Here is an 18425-nt window from a genome sequence, read left to right on the forward strand (position 1 = left end):
TCTCGCCGCCCCTACCGGGCGGTCTTGCCGACGCCCGCGGTCTCCCGCGAAGCCTCCCGGCGCTGCTGCGCCGGTACCTCGACGTCGGTGTGCGCGGCCCGCAGGTGGCGGACGGCGCGGCGGGCGCGGGCGGCCCAGGCGCTGCGCCCGGCCTTCCGCAGTTCCTCGGCCCGGTAAGCCGCTTCGGCGCGGACCGCGTCGAGCATGAGATCGCTGTGCATCGTGTTCCCCTGTCTGTCCGGTTGGTAGCACTCAGGTTCGTCCTGAGGCGGCACCCCGGGCATCGGGTGATCACGTAGGGATAGGCGTGAAAAGACCCCTTACTCCCGGCCGAGCCCAGCTCGGCGGGGGTAAGGGGTCTTTCGCCGTTGCCTCAGCCGCGCGCCGGGCCGCCGGTCCGCACCGCGGCCAGCAGCCCCCGCCAGCCGGATGCGGGCAGGCGGAACGCACCCCCCTCGGGGTCCTTCGAGTCGCGCACCGCGGCGCCGCCGCCGACGAACGCCACCTCGACGCAGTCGTTGCCGCCACCGCTGTGGCTGCTCTTGCGCCACCGCGCCCCGGAGAGTTCTGCTTCCATGGTCCCCACTCCTTACTGTGTCCTCGGTTCCGGATGGTGCACCGGAGCCGGTACGGCCGCCTGTTCGGCGAACCGACCGGCCGCCTCGGCGATCATGTCCACCGAGTCGTCCGGTTTCAGTGCGGCGGCGCGCAGATGGTCGAACATCAGCCCGTAGCGCCGCACGTCTGTGGGTTCCTCCAGGTAGAGACCGCTGGACGTGCTGTCGTCGACGTAGACGACGTCCGGGTCGGCCTGCTCGGGGAAGCCCATGATGAGGAAGGGGCCTTCCATGCCGGGGTGCGCGCCGGCCCCGAACGGCACGACCTGGATGGTCACGTTCGGCTTCTCGGCGAGGGCGACCATCCGGTAGAGCTGCTCGGCCATCACTTCGGGGGTGTCGACCACGCGGCGCAGGACGGCCTCGTCCATCACCGCCCAGTACTCCGGCGGCGGGGTCTCCGACAGCAGCTCCTGGCGGGCCATCCGGGCGGCGACGCGGCGGCGGATCTCGGCTTCCTCGGCGTCCGGCCGCAGCGCGCGGATCACCGCGCGGGCGTACCGCTCGGTCTGCAGCAGCCCGGGCACCAGCAGCGCCTGGAACGCGCGCAGCGAGCTGGCGTCGGCTTCGAGGCCGACGAAGGTGCCGGTGAAGACCTCGTTGTAGGCGTGCCACCAGCCGCGCTTGCGGGCCTCCCTGGCCAGCTGGACGAGCGCTTCCTGCTCGTCACCGGTGATGCCGTAGAGGGCAAGCATGTCGCGGGCGTCACGCGGGGTGACCCCGACGTGGCCGGTCTCGATGCGGCTGATCTTCGAAGCCGAGCACTCGAGCTTCTCCCCCACCTCGTCGATGGTGAGATCCGCGGCCTCGCGGAGCCGGCGGAGCTCTCCCGCCAGCCTCCGGCGGCGAACCGTGGGGCTCTGTCCCCTTGCCATCGCGGCTCCTCCGGATGTCGAGTGCTACCTGTATCCAACCATCCGGGCGCGGAGTCGGTGGAGCATTAACACCTTCGATTCCGGCACCGGATCTGCAATTTGCAGAATGCTCTTGTATCCTCGCACCCTGCACTGCGTTGGGCGCCTGACAGTCGGCCCGCCGTGGCTACGACCGGCCTCTGAGCAGGGTAGACGATGACCGCGGGAAGTGCCGCGCGATCATCGGGCGAAGGGGTCCGGGGCCGTCCCCCGATCGGTCCCGGCCCCCTCGCCCGGGCCGAATGCCCTTTTCCGACGACGGATATTCGGGCTATTAGTCGCCCGTGCGGGTGATTTCCCGGCGAACTTCACAGGACGCGCAAGAGTCCTTCTTGGACGACCGTCGCGAGCAGCGTGCCGTCCTGGGCGAAGAACCGCCCGGTGGCCAGGCCGCGGGCGCCGGACGCCGTCGGCGAGGCGCTGTCGTAGAGGAACCACTCGTCGGCGCGGAAGGGCCGGTGGAACCACAGCGCGTGGTCGAGGCTGGCGCCGAGCACCTTGTCGGTGTCCCAGTAGACGCCGTGGCGGGCGAGCACGGAGTCCAGCAGCGTCATGTCCGAGGCGTAGGTCAGCACGCAGACGTGCAGCAGCTGCTGGTCCGGCAGCTTCCCGTCGGCCCGCATCCACACCTGGTTGCGGGCGGGCCGCTCGCCGGTCTCGCGGGTGACCCACGGCGGCTCGTTGACGTACCGCAGGTCGATCGGCCGCGGCCGGGCGTGCGCGCCGATCGCGTAGCCCTCGGCGCGCTCCATCAGCGTCGGCAGCGTCTCCGGCGCCGGGATGCCCTCCGGCATGGTTTCGGAGTGCTCGATGCCCGGCTCGTCCTTCTGGAACGACGCCGAGAGCGAAAAGATGGCCTTGCCGTGCTGGATCGCCACGACCCGGCGGGTGGTGAACGACCGGCCGTCGCGGATGCGGTCGACCTCGTACACGATCGGCACGCTCGGGTCGCCGCCGCGGATGAAGTACGCGTGCAGCGAGTGGACCCGGCGTTCCTCGGGGACCGTGCGCCCGGCCGCGACCAGTGCCTGGCCGGCGACCTGCCCGCCGAACACCCGCACCGGCGAGTGGGCGGGCGAGACGCCGCGGAAGATGTTCTCTTCGATCTTCTCCAGGTCGAGCAGCGCGATCAGGCGGTCGAGCACCGGTTGGCCGCCACCGGACAGTTCCGGTTCGGTGGCGGCCGTCCTGGCCATTTCAGTCATGTCAGGACCATACGCACATACTGAGCGGTCGGTCTCTCAAGCGTGGTCGTCTTCACCGAGCCGGTGCACGCGGATCAGGTTGGTCGACCCGACGGTGCCCGGCGGGGAGCCGGCCACGATGACGACCAGGTCGCCCTTCTGGTACTTGCCCATCTCCAGCATGGCGTGGTCGACCTGCTGGATCATCTGGTCGGTCGAGTCCACGAACGGCACGATCCGGGTCGTCGTGCCCCAGGTCATCGACAGCTGGCTGCGGACGCTCTCCTCCGGCGTGAACGCCAGCAGCGGCAGCCGGGTGTGCAGCCGGGCCAGGCGGCGCACGGTGTCACCGGACTGCGTGAAGGCGACGAGAGCCTTCGCGTTCAGCCGCTCGCCGATGTCGCGGGCGGCGTAGGAGATGACGCCGCGCTTGGTGCGCGGGACGTGCGTCAGCGGCGGGACGACCGGCGAGTCGGTCTCGACCGCCTCGATGATCCGGCCCATGGTCTCCACGACCTCGATCGCGTACCGGCCGACCGAGGTCTCACCGGACAGCATCAGCGCGTCGGCGCCGTCGAGCACCGCGTTGGCGACGTCGGAGGCCTCGGCGCGGGTCGGGCGGGAGTTGTTGATCATCGACTCGAGCATCTGCGTCGCGACGATGACCGGCTTCGCGTTCTCGCGGCAGATCTGGATGGCGCGCTTCTGCACCAGCGGGACCTGCTCCAGCGGCAGCTCGACGCCGAGGTCGCCGCGGGCGACCATCACCGCGTCGAAGGCCAGCACGATGGCTTCGAGGTTGTAGACGGCCTCGGGCTTCTCGATCTTGGCCACGACCGGCAGCCTGCCCTTGCCGACCCGGTCCATCACCTGGTGGACCAGGTCGATGTCGGCCGGCGAGCGGACGAAGGACAGGGCGATGAAGTCGACGCCCAGCTCGAGCGCGAACTCGAGGTCTTCGATGTCCTTGTCGGACAGCGCCGGCACGGAGACGTCCATGCCGGGCAGCGAGACGCCCTTGTTGTTGCTGACCGGGCCGCCCTCGGTGACCTCGCAGACCACGTCCGGGCCCTCGACGCCCTTGACCACCAGGCCGACCTTGCCGTCGTCGACGAGCAGCCGGTCGCCGGGCTTGGCGTCCTTGGCCAGGCCCTTGTAGGTGGTCGAGACGCGGTCGTGGGTGCCGGCGACGTCCTCGACGGTGATCCGGACGATGTCGCCGTTGTGCCACTCGACCGGCCCGCCGGCGAACGTGCCCAGGCGGATCTTCGGGCCCTGCAGGTCGGCGAGGATGCCCACCGCCCGCCCGCTCTCGGCGGCGGCGGCCCGGATCAGGTCGTAGACCTGCTTGTGGTCGCCGTGGCTGCCGTGGCTGAAGTTCATTCTGGCCACGTCCATGCCGGCATCCACCAGTGCCCGCATCTTCTCCGGGGTCGCGGTGGCGGGGCCCAGGGTACAAACGATCTTCGCGCGTCGGCTCACGTCCACATAGCGTAGACCCTCTCGCCGCGTTCGTCTGTACCGATCCCGAATGTTCAAGAAAGTGTTCAGAAGCCTGCCTGGTCAGGTTCGGTTTCAGCGCCGCGGGCGTTCACTCGGGCCGACCCGGTCGCGGGCCCATTCGTTGAACTCCCTCAGCTGCCGCCAGGCCTTGCGGACCCGGTCGAACGCACCCCGCTCGTGCAGGACGTCGTCGGGCTCCCAGCCGCGCACCGCGTACACCGAGCGGTAGCGCAGCAGGTCCAGCCGCGGGTGGTCGGCGTCGAACCCGCGCGGCTTCGACTTGAGCCGGTCGCCCTTGACCTCCCAGCCGGCCCGTTCGAGCTTGGCGAGGATCTTGCGGAGGGCCTCGCCGTGCAGCTCCGTGTCGACGGCCGCGCGGAACCGGGCGACCTGGTCGGAGGCGAGGTAGAAGCAGCCGCCGCCGACGCGCAGGCCCGCCGGCCCGACCTCGACGTAGTAGGCGCCGCCGCCGCGGCCCTGCTCGATCACCCCGCCGCAGTGGGTCTTGTACGGCGTCTTGTCCTTGGCGAAGCGGACGTCCCGGTAGGGGCGGAACACCTTGGGCTCGCCGAAGCCGTCGGAGAACTCGGGGGCGAGCTCGGCCAGCAGGGCTTCCATCGGGGCGCGGACGTCGGACTTGTAGGTCTCGACGTGGTCGTCCCAGTAGGGCTTGGAGTTGTCTTCCACGAGGCCGTCGAAGAAGTCGACGGCGTACTCGCCGAATCCTCTGAACTTCACGGAGAGGACCCTAATCGCGAGGACCGACGGTTTTGCCGGTCCCCCGGCGTACCGTCCCGGCCATGCGCACCACGTCGAAGACCCACGAGGAGTACTTCGCCGCGCTCGCCGAGCCGCGGCAGGGTGAGCTGCGGGCGCTGCACGCGCTCATCCGGGAGTCGGCGCCGGACCTGGCGCCGACGATGGAGTTCGGCATGCCGGGGTACGGCCGCTACCACTACCGCTACGCCTCGGGCCGCGAAGGCGACGCGGCGACCGTGTCGCCGGCGAGCAACAAGAACTCCATCTCGCTCTACGAACTGCTGCGCGCCGCGGCGGCGACGCCTCCCGCCGGAGCGGTGTGAATCCCGGTGCGGCCGGCGTTCCGCGCACGGCCGGCCGCACCGGGGAGCACTACTTCGCGACGGCGGTGATCAGCTCGCCGTTCGTGGTGTCGCCGGACAGCTCCCAGAACATCGCGCCGCCCAGGCCCTGGGTCTTCGCGTAGGAGATCTTGCCCGCGATCGTCGACGGCGTGTCGTAGCTCCACCAGTTGCTGCCGCACTTGGCGTACGCGGTGCCGGCGACCGTGCCGGTCGACGGGCAGGACGTCTTCAGCACCTTGTAGTCCTCGATGCCCTGCTCGTACTTGCCCGGCGCCGGGCCGGTCGCCGTGCCGCCCGGGGCGCTCTGGGTGACGCCGGTCCAGCCGCGGCCGTAGAACCCGATGCCCAGCAGCAGCTTGCCCGCCGGGACGCCCTTGCTCTTGAGCTTTTGGATCGCCGCGTCGGAGTAGAAGCCGGCGGTCGGGATGCCCGAGTACGACGTGAGCGGCGAGTGCGGGGCCGTCGGGCCCTGCGCCGCCCAGGCGCCGAAGTAGTCGTAGGTCATCACGTTGTACCAGTCGACGTACTGCGCGGCGCCGCCGTAGTCGGCCGCGTCGATCTTGCCGCCGCTGGTGCCGTCGGCGGTGATCGCCGCGGTGACCAGCTTCGAGCCGAACTTCGCCCGCAGGGCCTGGAGGAGGTTCTTGAACGCCGCCGCGCCGCTGGTGTCGCAGCTCAGGCCGCAGGCGTTCGGGTACTCCCAGTCGATGTCGATGCCGTCGAAGACACCGGCCCAGCGCGGGTCGTTGACCAGGTTGTAGCAGGAGTTCGCGAACGCGGCCGGGTTCTTCGCGGCCTGCCCGAAGCCGCCCGACCAGGTCCAGCCGCCGAAGGACCAGATGACCTTCAGGCCCGGGTGCTTGGCCTTGAGCTTCTTGAGCTGGTTGAAGCTGCCGGCCAGCGGCTGGTCCCAGGTGTCGGCGACGCCGTCGACGCTGCCCGCCGCGTCGTAGGTCTTCTGGTAGTCGGCGTAGGCGTCGCCGATCGCGCAGCCGCCGTTCGTCACGTTGCCGAAGGCGTAGTTGATGTGGGTCAGCTTGCTCGCCGAGCCCGACGTCTCGATGTTCTTGACGTGGTAGTTGCGGTCGTAGACACCCCATTCGGTGAAGTAACCGACCACCTTGCCGACGGACGCATCGGTCGCCGCGGCGGCCACCGGTGCCGTCGCGCCGCCCGCGACGAGGCCCGCCGCGGCCGCCACGGCCAGCAGCGCTGAGAAGCTCTTCCTGCGGAAACGGGACATCGTTCTCCCTCCGGGGAATTACTCACGGCTTCGGTGCCGGAGTGGTGGGGACCACACTCACCGTAAGTGGACTAGACCACTAGGTCAATGGTTCAGACCATGCCGGATCCACATTCCTTGACAGCAATATGCCCGGCGGAGCACATTTCGGGGGTGATGCAGACTTTCGACGTCCTCGCCGAGCCGCGGCGCCGGACCATCCTCGACCTGCTGCGCGACGGCGAGCGTTCGGTCGGCGAGCTGGTCGAGCAGCTCGAGCTCAGCCAGCCCGCGGTGTCCAAGCACCTGCGGGTGCTGCGCGAAGCCGGCCTGGTGACCGTGCGGGTCGCGGCGCAGCGGCGGTGCTACGCGCTGCGCCCGGAGCCGCTGGCCGAGGTCGACGCCTGGCTGGCGCCCTACCGCCGCTTCTGGTCCGGCCGGCTGGACGCGCTGGAGCGCCGTCTCGACGAGACCTGAGGGGTCACCCGAAGCTGATGCCGCGCTCCGCCGCGCGGCGCTCGCCCCACTCGTACAGCGCGGTCAACGCCGGGCGCAGCTCCGCCCCCACCTCGGTCAGGTGGTACTCGACGTGCGGGACGCGGCCGTCGAACTCCTCGCGGCGCACGAGGCCGTCCGCCGCCAGCTCGCGCAGCTGCTGGGTCAGCATCTTCTCGCTGACCGACGGCATCCGGCGCCGCAGCTCGCCGTAGCGGTGGGCGCCCTCCTTGAGGTGGGCCAGGATCACCGGCTTCCACTTCCCGCCGATCAGGTCGACCGCCAGCTCCGTCGCGCAGTGGTACCGCTTCATCCCATTCCCCCTACGCACCGGAAAGTACGTGGTTGCCCGGCCGGGGCCCCCACTGGTTGCCTGATCCGGTGATCGTGCCAAAAACCACGCCGACCCTCTACGAATGGGCCGGCGGTCACGAGGCCCTCGTGAAGCTGCTGACCGTCTTCTACGGCCACGTCCTCGAAGACCCGCTGCTCGAACCGGTCTTCCGCGACATGGACCCGCACCACGCCGAACACGTCGCCGTCTGGCTGGGCGAGGTCTTCGGCGGCCCGGCCGAGTACTCCGCGACCCACGGCGGGCACGCCCACATGATCGGCCGCCACCTCGGCCGCGGGATCACCGAGCAGCAGCGCCGCCGGTGGGTGAACCTGCTGCTCGACGCCGCCGACGAGGCCGGGCTGCCGGGCGACCCCGAGTTCCGCGCCGCCTTCGCCGGCTACCTCGAGTGGGGCAGCCGGCTGGCCGTGCTCTTCTCGGCGCCCGGCGCCGAGCCGAACCTGCACGAACCGGTCCCGCACTGGGACTGGCCGGTACCGCCCTGGCAGCCGCCGTCGCCCTAGCTTCATAGTGTGGGCAGTCGGAAGGAGGCTGCCGGTGATCCGAGTGGACGGCCGGACCCTGCGCTGCGCGGACGTCGTGACCGCGGCGCGCACCGAGGGCCCCCTGGGCATCGACGTCTCGATCGCCGCGCTGCGGAACGCCGAGCACGCCTGGAAGCTCGCCGAAGAACTGAGCACCCGGCGGGTCGTCTACGGCCGCACCACCGGCGTCGGGGCCAACAAGGACGACACCGTCGAAAGCTCCGTCGAGCACGGCCTGCGGCTGCTGCGCAGCCACGCGGGCGGCAGCGGTGACGAACTGCCGCCGGGCCAGGTCCGGGCGATGCTGCTGATCCGGCTGAACCAGCTGCTGGCCGGCCGGTCCGGGATCAGCCCCGAGCTGATCGGCGCGCTGGCCGAAGCCGTCCACACCGGGGCGTTGCCGCTGGTGCACCGGCTCGGCGCGATCGGCACCGGCGACCTGGCCCCGCTGGCCGAGGCGGCGCTGGCGCTCACCGGCGAACGGCCGTGGGTCACCGGGCACGTGCCGCCGGTGCCGGTGCGGGCGGGTGACGCGCTGGCGTTCATGAGCAGCAACGCCGCGACGCTCGCCGAAGCGACCCTCGCGGCGATGCGGCTGAACACGCTGACCCGCGCGAGCCACGCCGTCGCGGCGCTGACGTACGTCGCGCTCGACGGCAACCCCGAGGCGTACGCGACACCGGTGCACGAAGCGCGCCCGCACGCGGGGCAGGTCGCCTGCGCGGCCGAGATGCGGCGCCTGCTGGGCATGCACCAGACGCCGAAGCCGGGACGGCGGATCCAGGACCCGTTCGGGTTGCGAGCGTTCCCGCAGGTCCAGGGCCCGGCGCTGGACGCGATCCACTACCTGCGGGACGTGCTCGCCGTGGAGATCAACGCGAGCACCGAGAACCCGATGATCTCGACCGTGCACAACGACGCCTACCACCACGCGCACTTCCACACCGCGTACGTGTCGACGGCGCTGGACCAGGCGCGGGCGACCGTGCACCAGGTGGCGGAGCTGTCGGTGGCGCGCCTGGGTGACCTGGTGGAGCCGGAGTTCACCGGCCTGCGGCCGTTCCTCGCGGCGGGGCCGCCGGGCAGCTCGGGCGTGATGATCCTGGAGTACGTGGCGCACGACGCGCTGACCGAGCTGCGTCAGGCGGCCCTGCCGGCCACGCTCGGCACGGCGGTCGTCTCCCGCGGCATCGAGGACCACGCGAGCTTCTCGACCCAGGCGGCCCGAGCGGCGACCGCGGCCTGCGCGGCCTACCAGCAGGTTTTGGCGTGCGAGCTGGTGGCGGCGGTCCGCGCCCTGCGGATGCGCGAGGCCGACCTGGTGGAGCTGCCGGTCCGGGACGCCTTCGACGCGGCGGCCGCGGTGCTGTCCGGAAGCCTCGACGACCGGCCGCTGACCGAGGACATCGCCGCCGCCGGCGGTGTCCTGGAGGAGCTGGCCCGGATCTAGCGTGCACCCGGACCGCCCGATTCGCTCAGCTGCTGCGCGACTTCGCCGGGCCCGCCGGGCTTCCGGCGGCCGGTGACCTGGCCCGGAAGCGGGCCGAGCTGCTCGCGGCCACGGCTCGTCCCCGGCCGCGGCACCGGCGCGCGATGTGGGGCGGGGTCACCGCGGCCGGGCTCGCCGCGGCGGTCGCCGCCGTCGTGCTCACGCCCACCGACACCGCGGTCTCCCCGCCGCCCGAGCCCGAACCGGTGCGCATCATGCACGCCGCGGCCGCGAAGGTCCTCGCCCAGCCGGACCTCGTCCCGCGGCCGGACCAGTTCGTGTACACGAAGCGACGGCATGCTCGCCTACCTCGGCTCCGGGACGGGCGCGGTGGTGAGCCAGGGCATCGTCGACGCGGTGCGGCAGCGGCCCTGAACGCGCGAAGGGCCGCCCCGGAAGCACCCGGGGCGGCCCTTCGCCGGAGAACTCAGCCGAAGAAGACTTCGGCTTCCTGGTAGCGCTCGACCGGGACCGTCTTCAGCTCGGCCGTCGCCTCGGACAGCTTCACGCGGACGATGTCCGTGCCCTTCAGCGCCACCATCACGCCGAAGTCGCCGTCGGCCACCGCGTCGACCGCGTGGAGGCCGAAGCGGGTGGCGAGGACGCGGTCGTAGGCCGTCGGGGTGCCGCCGCGCTGGACGTGGCCCAGGACCACCGCGCGGGACTCCTTGCCGGTGCGGTGGGCGATCTCGTCGGCCAGCCAGGTGCCGATGCCGCCGAGGCGGACGTGCCCGAAGGCGTCCTTCTCACCGGTGAGCAGCTTCTCCTCGCCGCCCTCGGGGAGCGCGCCCTCGGCGACGACGATGATCGGCGCGTACTCCTTCTCGAAGCGGCTCTCGACGTAGGAGACGACCTGGTCGACGTTGAAGTGCTTCTCCGGCACCAGGATGACGCTCGCGCCGCCGGCCAGGCCGGAGTGCAGCGCGATCCAGCCGGCGTGCCGGCCCATGACCTCGACGACGAGGGCGCGGTGGTGCGACTCGGCCGTGGTGTGCAGCCGGTCGATCGCCTCGGTCGCGATGGAGACCGCGGTGTCGAAGCCGAAGGTGTAGTCGGTGGCGCCCAGGTCGTTGTCGATCGTCTTCGGTACACCGACGACGCCGACGCCGTCGTCGGTCAGCCGCTTCGCGACGCCGAGGGTGTCCTCGCCGCCGATCGCGACCAGCGCGTCGACACCCTGGTCGGCCAGGACCTGCTTGATCTTGTCGACACCGCCCTCGACCTTGTACGGGTTGGTGCGCGAGGACCGCAGGATGGTGCCGCCGCGGGTGAGGATGTCCTCGACGTCGTTCAGGCCCAGGGGGCGGCTGTCGCCGGTGAGCGGGCCGTTCCAGCCGTTGCGGAAGCCCACGAAGTCCCAGCCGTGCACCTCGATGCCCTTGCGCACCACGGCGCGGATCACCGCGTTGAGCCCCGGGCAGTCGCCGCCGCCGGTCAGCACACCGACACGCATGAGAAGCCTCCGTCTGTTCTCGGGAGATGACAGTCACATTTCGTCAGACGTCAGCGTAGCGGCTCTCGTCTTGATCGGTGCAGCCCGTACCACCTGCCGGATCGGTCCGCGTGACGGCTGTGCTACGTTGATGCGCATGCAGCGCTATTTCTGGTTTACGAAGCCGGCCCCGGGTGGGCACGGCGGCGTGAACCTGCGCTGACCTCCACCCCGAGCCGGATTTTCCCACCGGCTCGGCGAGTCCCCCGCGGGTCGGTGTCCACCAGGAAGGAACACCCCCGCCATGACGCTCTCCGCCGGACCGGCCACCATCGGTGACCTCGACGCCGCGCGCACCACGTCGATCAGTCCGCTCATTTCGCCCGCGCTGCTGCGCGAAGACCATCCGGTCGACGCCGCGGTGGCGAAGGTGGTGCGCCAGGGCCGTGCCGAAACGGTCGACATCCTCGAAGGCCGCGACGACCGGCTGCTCGTGGTGGTCGGCCCGTGCTCGGTCCACGACCCGGAAGCGGCACTGGACTACGCGCGCCGGCTGTCGGCGAAGGCCGAACAGCTGCGCGGCGAGCTGCACATCGTGATGCGGGTGTACTTCGAGAAGCCGCGCACGACGCTGGGCTGGAAGGGCCTGATCAACGACCCGGACCTGGACGGCACGTTCGCGGTCAACAAGGGCCTGCGGCTGGCCCGCAGGCTGCTGCTCGACGTGTCGGCGCTCGGGCTGCCGGTGGGGTGCGAGTTCCTCGACCCGATCACGCCGCAGTTCATCGCGGACATCGTGACGTGGGGTTCGATCGGCGCCCGGACGGCGGCCAGCCAGGTGCACCGCCAGCTGTGCAGCGCGCTGTCGATGCCGGTGGGCATCAAGAACTCGACGGAGGGCGACGTCCAGGTGGCGATCGACGCCACCCGCGCGGCGGCGGCGAGCCACGTGTTCCCGGGCATCAACACGGATGGTCTGGCGGCCCTGCTGACGACGTCGGGCAACCCGGACTGCCACGTGATCCTGCGCGGCCACAACGGCGGCCCGAACTACGACGCGGCGACGGTCGCGGACACGCTGGCGCGGCTGGCGAAGGCGGGGCTGCCGGAGCGGGTGATCATCGACGCTTCCCACGGCAACAGCGGCAAGGACCACGTGCGGCAGGGTGTGGTGGTTTCCGAGCTGGCTGCGCGGATCGCTGCCGGGGAGCGCGGGATTTCCGGCCTGATGATGGAGAGCTTCCTGGCGGGTGGGCGGCAGGAGCTGTCGCTGGGGCACGCTTCGGAGCTGACCTACGGGCAGTCGATCACGGACGCCTGCCTGGCGTGGGACGACACCGCGCCGCTGCTGGACGAGCTGGCCTCGGCGGTCCGGGCGCGCCGCTGAGAGGTCCCCGGCCTGGGGGTCCCCCGGTTTTTACGTTACCGGGGACCCCCGACAATTCCGGGCCGTGCGCCCCGAGGCGGCCTTGGTTGCGTCTTGCGCACCGAAGGCCGCATTGGGGCGTTCCGGGGCGGGGTCAGTCCAGCGGGCGGCGGAAAGTGTCGGTGCCTGCCGGTAGCGTGGAAAACGGGGGGCGCCCCCGCGGCCGGCGGGTCAGCGCCCAGCGTTCGGCGGCGGCCGCGGGGTCACTGCCCGGCGGCCGGCAGGTCAGTGCCCGGCGCCCCGCGGCGGCCGCCAGGTCAGCAGCCAGCGGGGTCAGCGGCCAGCGCCCCGCGGCGGCCGGCAGGTCAGCGGCCAGCGAGTCAGCGCCGCGGGAAGTACTCCTCGATGACTTCCCACCGGGCCAGGTTGTGCTTGGCGTCCGCCAGCGCGTCGTGCTGGTCGGTCGGCGCCGCGGGCAGCTTCGGCTTGCCCGCGTCCTCCCACCGCTGGCGCAGGTCTCGCGTGAACCGCGGCAGCTGCCGGGGCAACGCCGGCATCGGGCCCCACAGCTGGGCCAGCGCCACGTGGTCGTACGCGGCGAACCACGCCCACAGCTCGATCCCGCCCGGCGGCTTCCCGAAGAACTCCAGCAGGTCGGTGCGGATCTTCTCCCGGCTCCGCCACGCTCGGTCAGCCGGCGACGGGAGCTTGTCCAGGACGTTGTCCCGGACCCACGGCCCCGCCTTGGAAGGGTCGAACTCCGTCGACACCGCGTAGAACTCGCGGCCCCGCTCGTCGACGACACCGATGGAAACCAGGTCGATCGTCACGCCGTCTTCGATGAACTCGGTGTCGTAGAAAAAACGCACTGGTGAACAGTAGTGGTGGCTCAGCCGACCTTGGAATCGGGCACCCGGGCCGCGTCGCGCGCGGACGGCTGGGCGGGCACCGCGGGCTTGACCCCGGCCGCCTCCGCCGCCAGGAGCTCCTTGGCCTTGGCCGCGTAGATGTCCACGTACTCCTGGCCGGACAGTTCCATCAGGGCGTACATGATCTCGTCGGTGATCGACCGCTCGATGAACCGGTCACCCGCGAGACCCTCGTAGCGCGAGAAATCGAGAGGCTTGCCGAAGCGGACCTCGAGGCGGCGGGGCCACCACATCTTCGAGCCGATCGGGTTGACCTTGTCCGTGCCGATCATCGCCACCGGGACCACCACGCCGCCGGACTCCAGGGCGATCCGGGCGACGCCCGTCTTGCCCTTGTACAGGCGGCCGTCCGGGGAGCGGGTGCCCTCCGGGTAGATCCCGAGCAGGTGGCCTTCGCGCACCAGGCGGGTCGCCGTGTCCAGCGCGGCCTGGGCGGCGTTGCCGCCGGAACGGTCGATCGGGAACTGGCCGACGCCGGTGAAGAACCACTTCTTGAGCGTGCCCTTGAAGCCGGGCTCGGTGAAGTACTCGGACTTGGCCGGGAAGGTCACCTTGCGCTTGACCCGCAGCGGCATGAAGAACGAGTCCGCGACCGCCAGGTGGTTGCCGGCCAGGATCGCGCCGCCGGACTCGGGGATGTTCTCCGCGCCGACGACCTTGGTCGGCCAGAGCGTCTTGAGCAGCGGTCCGAGGAACACCCACTTCATGAGCCAGTACAGCACCGGTGCCTCAGTCCTCCATCGCAGCCGCAGCCCCTGTCACCCGAGACGAACAGCCTACGAACTCCGGCGGCCGCCGCACAACGCAGACCACCCGGTTACCACTTCGGCAGCGATCGATCTCACAGCGAATTCCGGGCCCGGGCGGAGCCCCACAAGGTCCGCCGGGCGTGAGAGCATGGACGGACTGCACCGCTCACACGGAAGGCGATCGCATGGGCGTGCTCGCCGGCGCGGAACCGTTCGGCCACACCGGTTCGGCCGAGACCGGGTTCCTGCTCTGCCACGGGTTCACCGGTACCCCGGCGAGCATGCGGGCCTGGGGTGACCACCTGGCCGAGGCCGGGTTCACGGTGCGCTGCCCGCTGCTGCCGGGCCACGGCACCCGCTGGCCGGACCTCAACCGCACGACGTGGGAGGACTGGTACGGCGCCGTCCGCGAGGCCCTGCTCGCGCTGCTGGCCACGTGCCGGACCGTCTTCGTCGGCGGCCTGTCCATGGGCGGCACGCTCACCCTGCGCCTGGCCGAGGAGTTCGGCGACCGGATCGCCGGGATCGTCCTGGTCAACCCGTCGGTGACGCGGCTGAAGTGGGACACGAAGCTGCTGCCGGTGCTGGGCCGGATCGTGCCGTCGGTGCCGGCGATCGCGAACGACATCAAGAAACCGGGCGAGACGGAGCTGGCCTACCCGCGCACGCCGGTGCGGGCCGCGGCGAGCCTGGCGAAGCTGTGGGCCGTCGTGCGCGCCGACCTGGCGAAGGTGACGCAGCCGGTGCTGCTGCTGCACTCGTCGGTCGACCACGTCGTCGAGCCGGTGAACTCGCAGCTGGTGCTCCAGGGCGTCTCGAGCACCGATGTCACCGAGGTCGTGCTGGAGAACAGCTACCACGTGGCGACGCAGGACAACGACGCCGAAGTGATCTTCACGCGCAGCGTCGAGTTCGCGAAGGCGCACGCCGCCCAGCCGGAGGAGTCCGCATGAGCCGGGGGAAGGACGGGCCGGAGGACGTCGACGCGACGTTCGCCGAGATCGTCGCCGACCTGCGTGCCGGCGGGTTCGGGCTCCCCGAAGACGACACCGCGGACACCGAAGACACCGCCGGGGCGGCCGGGGCGGCCGGGCCGGAATCGCGCAAGACGCCGGAGCGGCCCGCCGAGCCGCCTGCCGTGGAGACGCCGGAGCCCGGCTGGCGGTCCGGGGGCACGTCGTGGGACACCACGATGTTCTCCGACGACCCGGCGGACGACGACGAGCACTACATCCCGCCGGAGCCGCCGCCGCTGCCCCGGCCGAAGCTGGGCGCGTTCCTCATCCTGCTGCTGTTCCTGGCCGGGCTGTTCCTGCTGATCCTGCCGGGCGCGATCGGCGTCGGCCCGACGGTGGCGACGCCGCTGGGGATCCTCGCGCTCGCGACGGCGATCGCGCTGCTGCTGCTCCGCGTCCGCCAGGGGCCGCCGCCGGGTGCGGATCCCAGCAACGGCGCCCAGGTCTGACCCCGAGCACGGCGATGAACATCGAGTTCAGTCCCTCGCGCCGGTCGACCGTCGGCGCGGAATGGGAGCTCGGCCTGGTCGACCGCCGCAGCGGCGAGCTGTCCTCGGTCGCGGAGCAGATCCTGGAGGCCGTCCGGCCCGACGGGCAGGCGGAGCACCCCAAGATCAAGCAGGAGCTGCTGCTCAACACGATCGAGATCATCACCGGCGTCTGCGACACGATCGCGGAGGTCAAGGCCGACCTGAACGACTCGCTCGACGTCGTGCACGGCGTCGCCGACCCGCTCGGCGTGGAGATGTTCTCGGCCGGGACGCACCCGTTCTCGAACTGGTACCAGCAGAAGGTCACCGACAAGGAGCGCTACGCCAAGCTGATCGACCGCACCCAGTGGTGGGGGCGGCAGATGCTGATCTACGGCGTGCACATCCACGTCGGGGTCGACCACCGCGACAAGGTGCTGCCGGTGCTGGACGCGCTGCTCAACTACGCGCCGCACCTGCAGGCGCTCTCGGCGTCTTCGCCGTACTGGGGCGCCGAGGACACCGGGTACGCGTCGAACCGGGCGCTGATGTTCCAGCAGCTGCCGACGGCCGGGCTGCCGTTCCAGTTCCGGAAGTGGGCGGAGCTGGAGAGCTACGTCGAGGACATGTTCACCACCGGCGTGATCGACAGCTTCTCGGAGATCCGCTGGGACATCCGGCCGGCGCCGCACCTGGGCACGATCGAGATGCGCGTCTGCGACGGCCTGCCGACGCTGGAGGAGGTCGGCGCGATCGCGGCGCTGACGCAGTGCCTGGTGGACGACTTCGTCGAGCGGCTCGAAGACGGCGAGATCCTGCCGACGCTGCCGCCGTGGCACGTCCAGGAGAACAAGTGGCGGGCGGCCCGCTACGGCACCGACGCGATCATCATCCTGGACGCGGCCGGGCGCGAGCGCCTGGTCACCGACGATGTGGCCGACCTGCTGGACCGGCTCGAGCCGGTGGCTCGGCGGCTGGACTGCGTGGCCGAGCTGCGGGACGTCGAGACGATCCTGCGGTACGGGCCGAGCTACCGGCGGCAGCGCGCGGTCGCCGAGCAGCACAAGGGGAGCTTGAAAGCCGTGATGGCGTCCCTCGTGGCCGAGATGCGCGACGGGATCGCGCGCGGCTAGAGCCGGTCGAGCTGCGTGCGGAGGGTGCCGGGGCCGAGGATCGCCGCGCCGTGGGCTTCCACGCGGCGGCGGAGTTCGCGGTCGGCGGTCGCCACCAGGACTTTGGCCTGCTGCTGCGCGACGACCTCGACGATCTTGGAGTCACCGTCGGTGTCGGCGGCGACGACCTCGACGCCTTCGGTGCCGGTGACGTGCTTGGCCTTGCCTTCGACGACCAGGATGATCCGCGGCCACCAGGTCACGGCGGGGTCGTCCGGGTCCGGCACGCCGGCTTCGGCGAGCTTGGCGAGCTGGTCGCGGAGGCGCTCGGCGGCGCCGTGGCGATCCCGCCACCAGCCGTCCGGCCGCGAGCCGACGACGTTGGCGCCGTCGACGACGAGGACGAGCTCCTGCCCGAGACGACCGCGCAGGTCCGGCCAGGCGGCGGCGAAGTCGCGGTGGAGGGGGTAACCGGGGACGTCGTCGGGGTCCACCCAGCGCACCTCCGCACTTTCGGTGTTGGCGACCCGCGCCTCGGCGCCGGCGGCCAGGGCGAGGACGGTCGTGTAGCTCCAGTTCCCATGGTCCACCACGGACGCCGAGACCGCGCGGAAGGCCGCGGCGGGGACGGAGGCTTCTTCGAAGGCTTCGCGGGCGGCGGCGCCCACGGCGGTCTCGCCGGCCTCGATGGCCCCGCCGGGCAGCGCCCAGGTGCGGCCGTGGTGCACCCACCAGGCGCGGCGCTGCAGGAGGACACCGCGGGCGGGATCGACGAGCAGCAGGCCCGCGGCGCCGTAGCGGCCCCAGTGCAGGTGCCCGCAGGAACACTTGACGAAGACGCTCGCGGTGGGGGCACTCACCCGGTCAGCCTGTCACAGGTCGGTGGTGGATCGCCGGTCGTCACGGGGGGGCGGCTGCGGGTCCGTCTGTTTGGCAGGGCAGCTCCGCCCGCTTCGGCTGCTCCGCCCGCCATCCACAACCGATCACCCCGGTCAGACCGGCGTCTTCGCCGCTTCCAGGGCCAGCGCCGCCGCGCCCACGATTGCCGTGTCGTCGCCCAAGTGGGCCGTCCTTATCCGGGCCAACGGCCGGTGGCGCGCCCCTGTGATCGCTCCCGCGTAGTGCTCCCGGGCCTCGTCCAAGAACAGCGGTGCCGACTCCGACACCCCTCCCCCGATCACGATGATCTCCGGGTCGAACACGTCCGCCACCAGCGCCAGCCCCTCGCCCAGCCACTTGGCCAGCTCCGCCATCGCCAGCTGGGCGATCGGGTCTCCGTCTCGCGCCGCGCCCGCGACCCGGCGGCCCGTCACCGAGCCGGGGTCGCCCGCCACCTGCGGGGCCAGCACCGTCGACCGGCCCGGGTGCCGGGCCAGGAGCTCCACCGCCGTCGCCGCCAACGCCGTTCCGCTGCAATAACGCTCCCAGCAGCCGTACTTGCCGCACGGGCACGGGCGGCCGCCGCGGACCACCGTCAAATGGCCCAGCTCCGGGGCCACGCCGTACGCGCCCCGATAGAGCTTGCCGTCCAGGAGCAGGCCCGCTCCGATGCCCGTGCCCAGGGCCACCAAGGCCGCCACCTGGGCGCCGCGGGCCGCTCCGAAGCGGTGCTCGCCCACTATTGCCGAATTGACGTCGTGCTCCAGCAGCACCGGCAGGCCGACGCGCTTCTCGATCCGGTCCGCCACCGGGGCGCCGCGCCAGGCCAGGTGGGGTGCGAACATCACCGACCGGCGGTCGCGGGCCACGAAACCCGCCACCGCCAGGCCGACCCCGGCCACGTCGTGGCGGTTGCGCAGGTCCTCGACCACCCCGGCGATCGCGTCCTCGAGGGCGCCCTCTTCGGTCGGTGTCGCCACCCTGGCCGTGTCGAGCAGGGAGCCGCGCTCGTCCACCACGCCGGCCCGGATGCTCGTCCCGCCGACGTCCACCCCTATCGTCCGCA

Annotated in this window: 22 protein-coding genes; 8 read left to right on the forward strand and 14 right to left on the reverse strand. The window is 71.6% G+C overall.

Features of this window, described 5'->3' with window-relative positions:
• Positions 1–11 precede the first annotated feature (11 nt).
• The 6 genes from ABZX11_RS17345 to ABZX11_RS17370 form a co-directional block, all read right to left on the reverse strand.
• The gene (locus tag ABZX11_RS17345) at positions 12–221 is read right to left on the reverse strand and encodes a hypothetical protein (protein WP_176175980.1); all 210 of its coding nucleotides are present in this window, start codon (positions 219–221) and stop codon (positions 12–14) included.
• Between the two features lie 152 nt (positions 222–373).
• Positions 374–577: a DUF397 domain-containing protein gene (locus ABZX11_RS17350; protein ID WP_176175979.1), complete on the reverse strand. Its 204-nt coding sequence runs from the start codon at positions 575–577 to the stop codon at positions 374–376.
• Positions 578–589: 12 nt separating this feature from the next.
• Complete coding sequence (locus ABZX11_RS17355) at positions 590–1492, reverse strand: helix-turn-helix transcriptional regulator (RefSeq protein WP_176175978.1); 903 nt, start codon at positions 1490–1492, stop codon at positions 590–592.
• A 347-nt stretch (positions 1493–1839) separates the two neighbouring features.
• A complete protein-coding gene (gene tesB, locus ABZX11_RS17360; RefSeq protein ID WP_176175977.1) occupies positions 1840–2736 on the reverse strand; it encodes an acyl-CoA thioesterase II in 897 nt (298 codons plus the stop codon).
• A gap of 36 nt (positions 2737–2772) precedes the next feature.
• Complete coding sequence (gene pyk, locus ABZX11_RS17365; protein ID WP_176175976.1) at positions 2773–4197, reverse strand: pyruvate kinase; 1425 nt, start codon at positions 4195–4197, stop codon at positions 2773–2775.
• Positions 4198–4290: 93 nt separating this feature from the next.
• Entirely contained in the window at positions 4291–4956 is a 666-nt protein-coding gene (locus ABZX11_RS17370) for a DUF2461 domain-containing protein (protein ID WP_354913948.1), read from the reverse strand.
• A gap of 62 nt (positions 4957–5018) precedes the next feature.
• Between ABZX11_RS17370 and ABZX11_RS17375 the strand changes: the two genes are divergently transcribed.
• Entirely contained in the window at positions 5019–5300 is a 282-nt protein-coding gene (locus ABZX11_RS17375; protein WP_354913950.1) for a DUF1801 domain-containing protein, read from the forward strand.
• Between the two features lie 49 nt (positions 5301–5349).
• Here ABZX11_RS17375 and ABZX11_RS17380 read toward each other — a convergent pair whose 3' ends face one another.
• Complete coding sequence (locus ABZX11_RS17380) at positions 5350–6564, reverse strand: glycoside hydrolase family 18 protein (RefSeq protein ID WP_176175973.1); 1215 nt, start codon at positions 6562–6564, stop codon at positions 5350–5352.
• 156 nt (positions 6565–6720) lie between these two features.
• Between ABZX11_RS17380 and ABZX11_RS17385 the strand changes: the two genes are divergently transcribed.
• Positions 6721–7020, forward strand: coding sequence for a metalloregulator ArsR/SmtB family transcription factor (locus tag ABZX11_RS17385; protein WP_303247034.1), 300 nt, complete (start codon positions 6721–6723; stop codon positions 7018–7020).
• 4 nt (positions 7021–7024) lie between these two features.
• On the opposite strand, the gene ABZX11_RS17390 is transcribed toward ABZX11_RS17385, so the two are convergent.
• Positions 7025–7351 carry a helix-turn-helix domain-containing protein gene (locus ABZX11_RS17390; protein WP_176175971.1) on the reverse strand — a complete coding sequence of 109 codons (327 nt, stop codon included), beginning with the start codon at positions 7349–7351 and terminating at the stop codon, positions 7025–7027.
• A gap of 68 nt (positions 7352–7419) precedes the next feature.
• On the opposite strand from ABZX11_RS17390, the gene ABZX11_RS17395 reads away from it, so the two are divergent.
• Together ABZX11_RS17395 and ABZX11_RS17400 are read left to right on the forward strand one after the other, a co-directional pair.
• Positions 7420–7896, forward strand: coding sequence for a group II truncated hemoglobin (locus ABZX11_RS17395; protein ID WP_354913952.1), 477 nt, complete (start codon positions 7420–7422; stop codon positions 7894–7896).
• A gap of 34 nt (positions 7897–7930) precedes the next feature.
• Positions 7931–9367 carry an aromatic amino acid ammonia-lyase gene (locus tag ABZX11_RS17400; protein ID WP_354913954.1) on the forward strand — a complete coding sequence of 479 codons (1437 nt, stop codon included), beginning with the start codon at positions 7931–7933 and terminating at the stop codon, positions 9365–9367.
• Positions 9368–9392: 25 nt separating this feature from the next.
• Here ABZX11_RS17400 and ABZX11_RS17405 read toward each other — a convergent pair whose 3' ends face one another.
• Together ABZX11_RS17405 and ABZX11_RS17410 are read right to left on the reverse strand one after the other, a co-directional pair.
• Positions 9393–9692, reverse strand: a complete 300-nt coding sequence (locus ABZX11_RS17405) for a hypothetical protein (RefSeq protein ID WP_354913956.1) — start codon at positions 9690–9692, stop codon at positions 9393–9395.
• Positions 9693–9833: 141 nt separating this feature from the next.
• Positions 9834–10859 (reverse strand): 6-phosphofructokinase, encoded by a 1026-nt coding sequence (locus ABZX11_RS17410; RefSeq protein WP_176175967.1) that lies wholly within the window; start codon positions 10857–10859, stop codon positions 9834–9836.
• Positions 10860–11142: 283 nt separating this feature from the next.
• Here ABZX11_RS17410 and ABZX11_RS17415 point away from each other — a divergent pair, with 283 nt between their 5' ends.
• Positions 11143–12225 (forward strand): 3-deoxy-7-phosphoheptulonate synthase, encoded by a 1083-nt coding sequence (locus ABZX11_RS17415; RefSeq protein ID WP_176175966.1) that lies wholly within the window; start codon positions 11143–11145, stop codon positions 12223–12225.
• A 359-nt stretch (positions 12226–12584) separates the two neighbouring features.
• Here ABZX11_RS17415 and ABZX11_RS17420 read toward each other — a convergent pair whose 3' ends face one another.
• Together ABZX11_RS17420 and ABZX11_RS17425 are read right to left on the reverse strand one after the other, a co-directional pair.
• Positions 12585–13073, reverse strand: coding sequence for a polyadenylate-specific 3'-exoribonuclease AS (locus tag ABZX11_RS17420; protein ID WP_176175965.1), 489 nt, complete (start codon positions 13071–13073; stop codon positions 12585–12587).
• A gap of 20 nt (positions 13074–13093) precedes the next feature.
• Entirely contained in the window at positions 13094–13855 is a 762-nt protein-coding gene (locus ABZX11_RS17425) for a lysophospholipid acyltransferase family protein (protein ID WP_176175964.1), read from the reverse strand.
• Between the two features lie 212 nt (positions 13856–14067).
• On the opposite strand from ABZX11_RS17425, the gene ABZX11_RS17430 reads away from it, so the two are divergent.
• From ABZX11_RS17430 to ABZX11_RS17440, 3 genes are read left to right on the forward strand one after another with little or no spacing between them, the layout of a single operon-like run.
• Positions 14068–14835 carry an alpha/beta fold hydrolase gene (locus tag ABZX11_RS17430; RefSeq protein WP_354913959.1) on the forward strand — a complete coding sequence of 256 codons (768 nt, stop codon included), beginning with the start codon at positions 14068–14070 and terminating at the stop codon, positions 14833–14835.
• Entirely contained in the window at positions 14832–15347 is a 516-nt protein-coding gene (locus ABZX11_RS17435; protein WP_354913961.1) for a hypothetical protein, read from the forward strand. Before ABZX11_RS17430 ends, ABZX11_RS17435 begins: the two co-directional genes overlap by 4 nt.
• A 14-nt stretch (positions 15348–15361) precedes the next feature.
• Positions 15362–16501 carry a glutamate--cysteine ligase gene (locus ABZX11_RS17440; RefSeq protein WP_176175961.1) on the forward strand — a complete coding sequence of 380 codons (1140 nt, stop codon included), beginning with the start codon at positions 15362–15364 and terminating at the stop codon, positions 16499–16501.
• Here the strand turns inward: ABZX11_RS17440 and ABZX11_RS17445 are convergent.
• Positions 16498–17340, reverse strand: coding sequence for an NUDIX domain-containing protein (locus ABZX11_RS17445; protein ID WP_176175960.1), 843 nt, complete (start codon positions 17338–17340; stop codon positions 16498–16500). The genes ABZX11_RS17440 and ABZX11_RS17445 overlap by 4 nt on opposite strands.
• Before the next feature lie 132 nt (positions 17341–17472).
• Positions 17473–18411 (reverse strand): ROK family protein, encoded by a 939-nt coding sequence (locus tag ABZX11_RS17450; protein WP_043783421.1) that lies wholly within the window; start codon positions 18409–18411, stop codon positions 17473–17475.
• Between the last annotated feature and the right edge of the window lie 14 nt (positions 18412–18425).

The organism is Amycolatopsis sp. NPDC004169 (genome assembly GCF_040610315.1).
Classification (GTDB): Bacteria; Actinomycetota; Actinomycetes; order Mycobacteriales; family Pseudonocardiaceae; genus Amycolatopsis.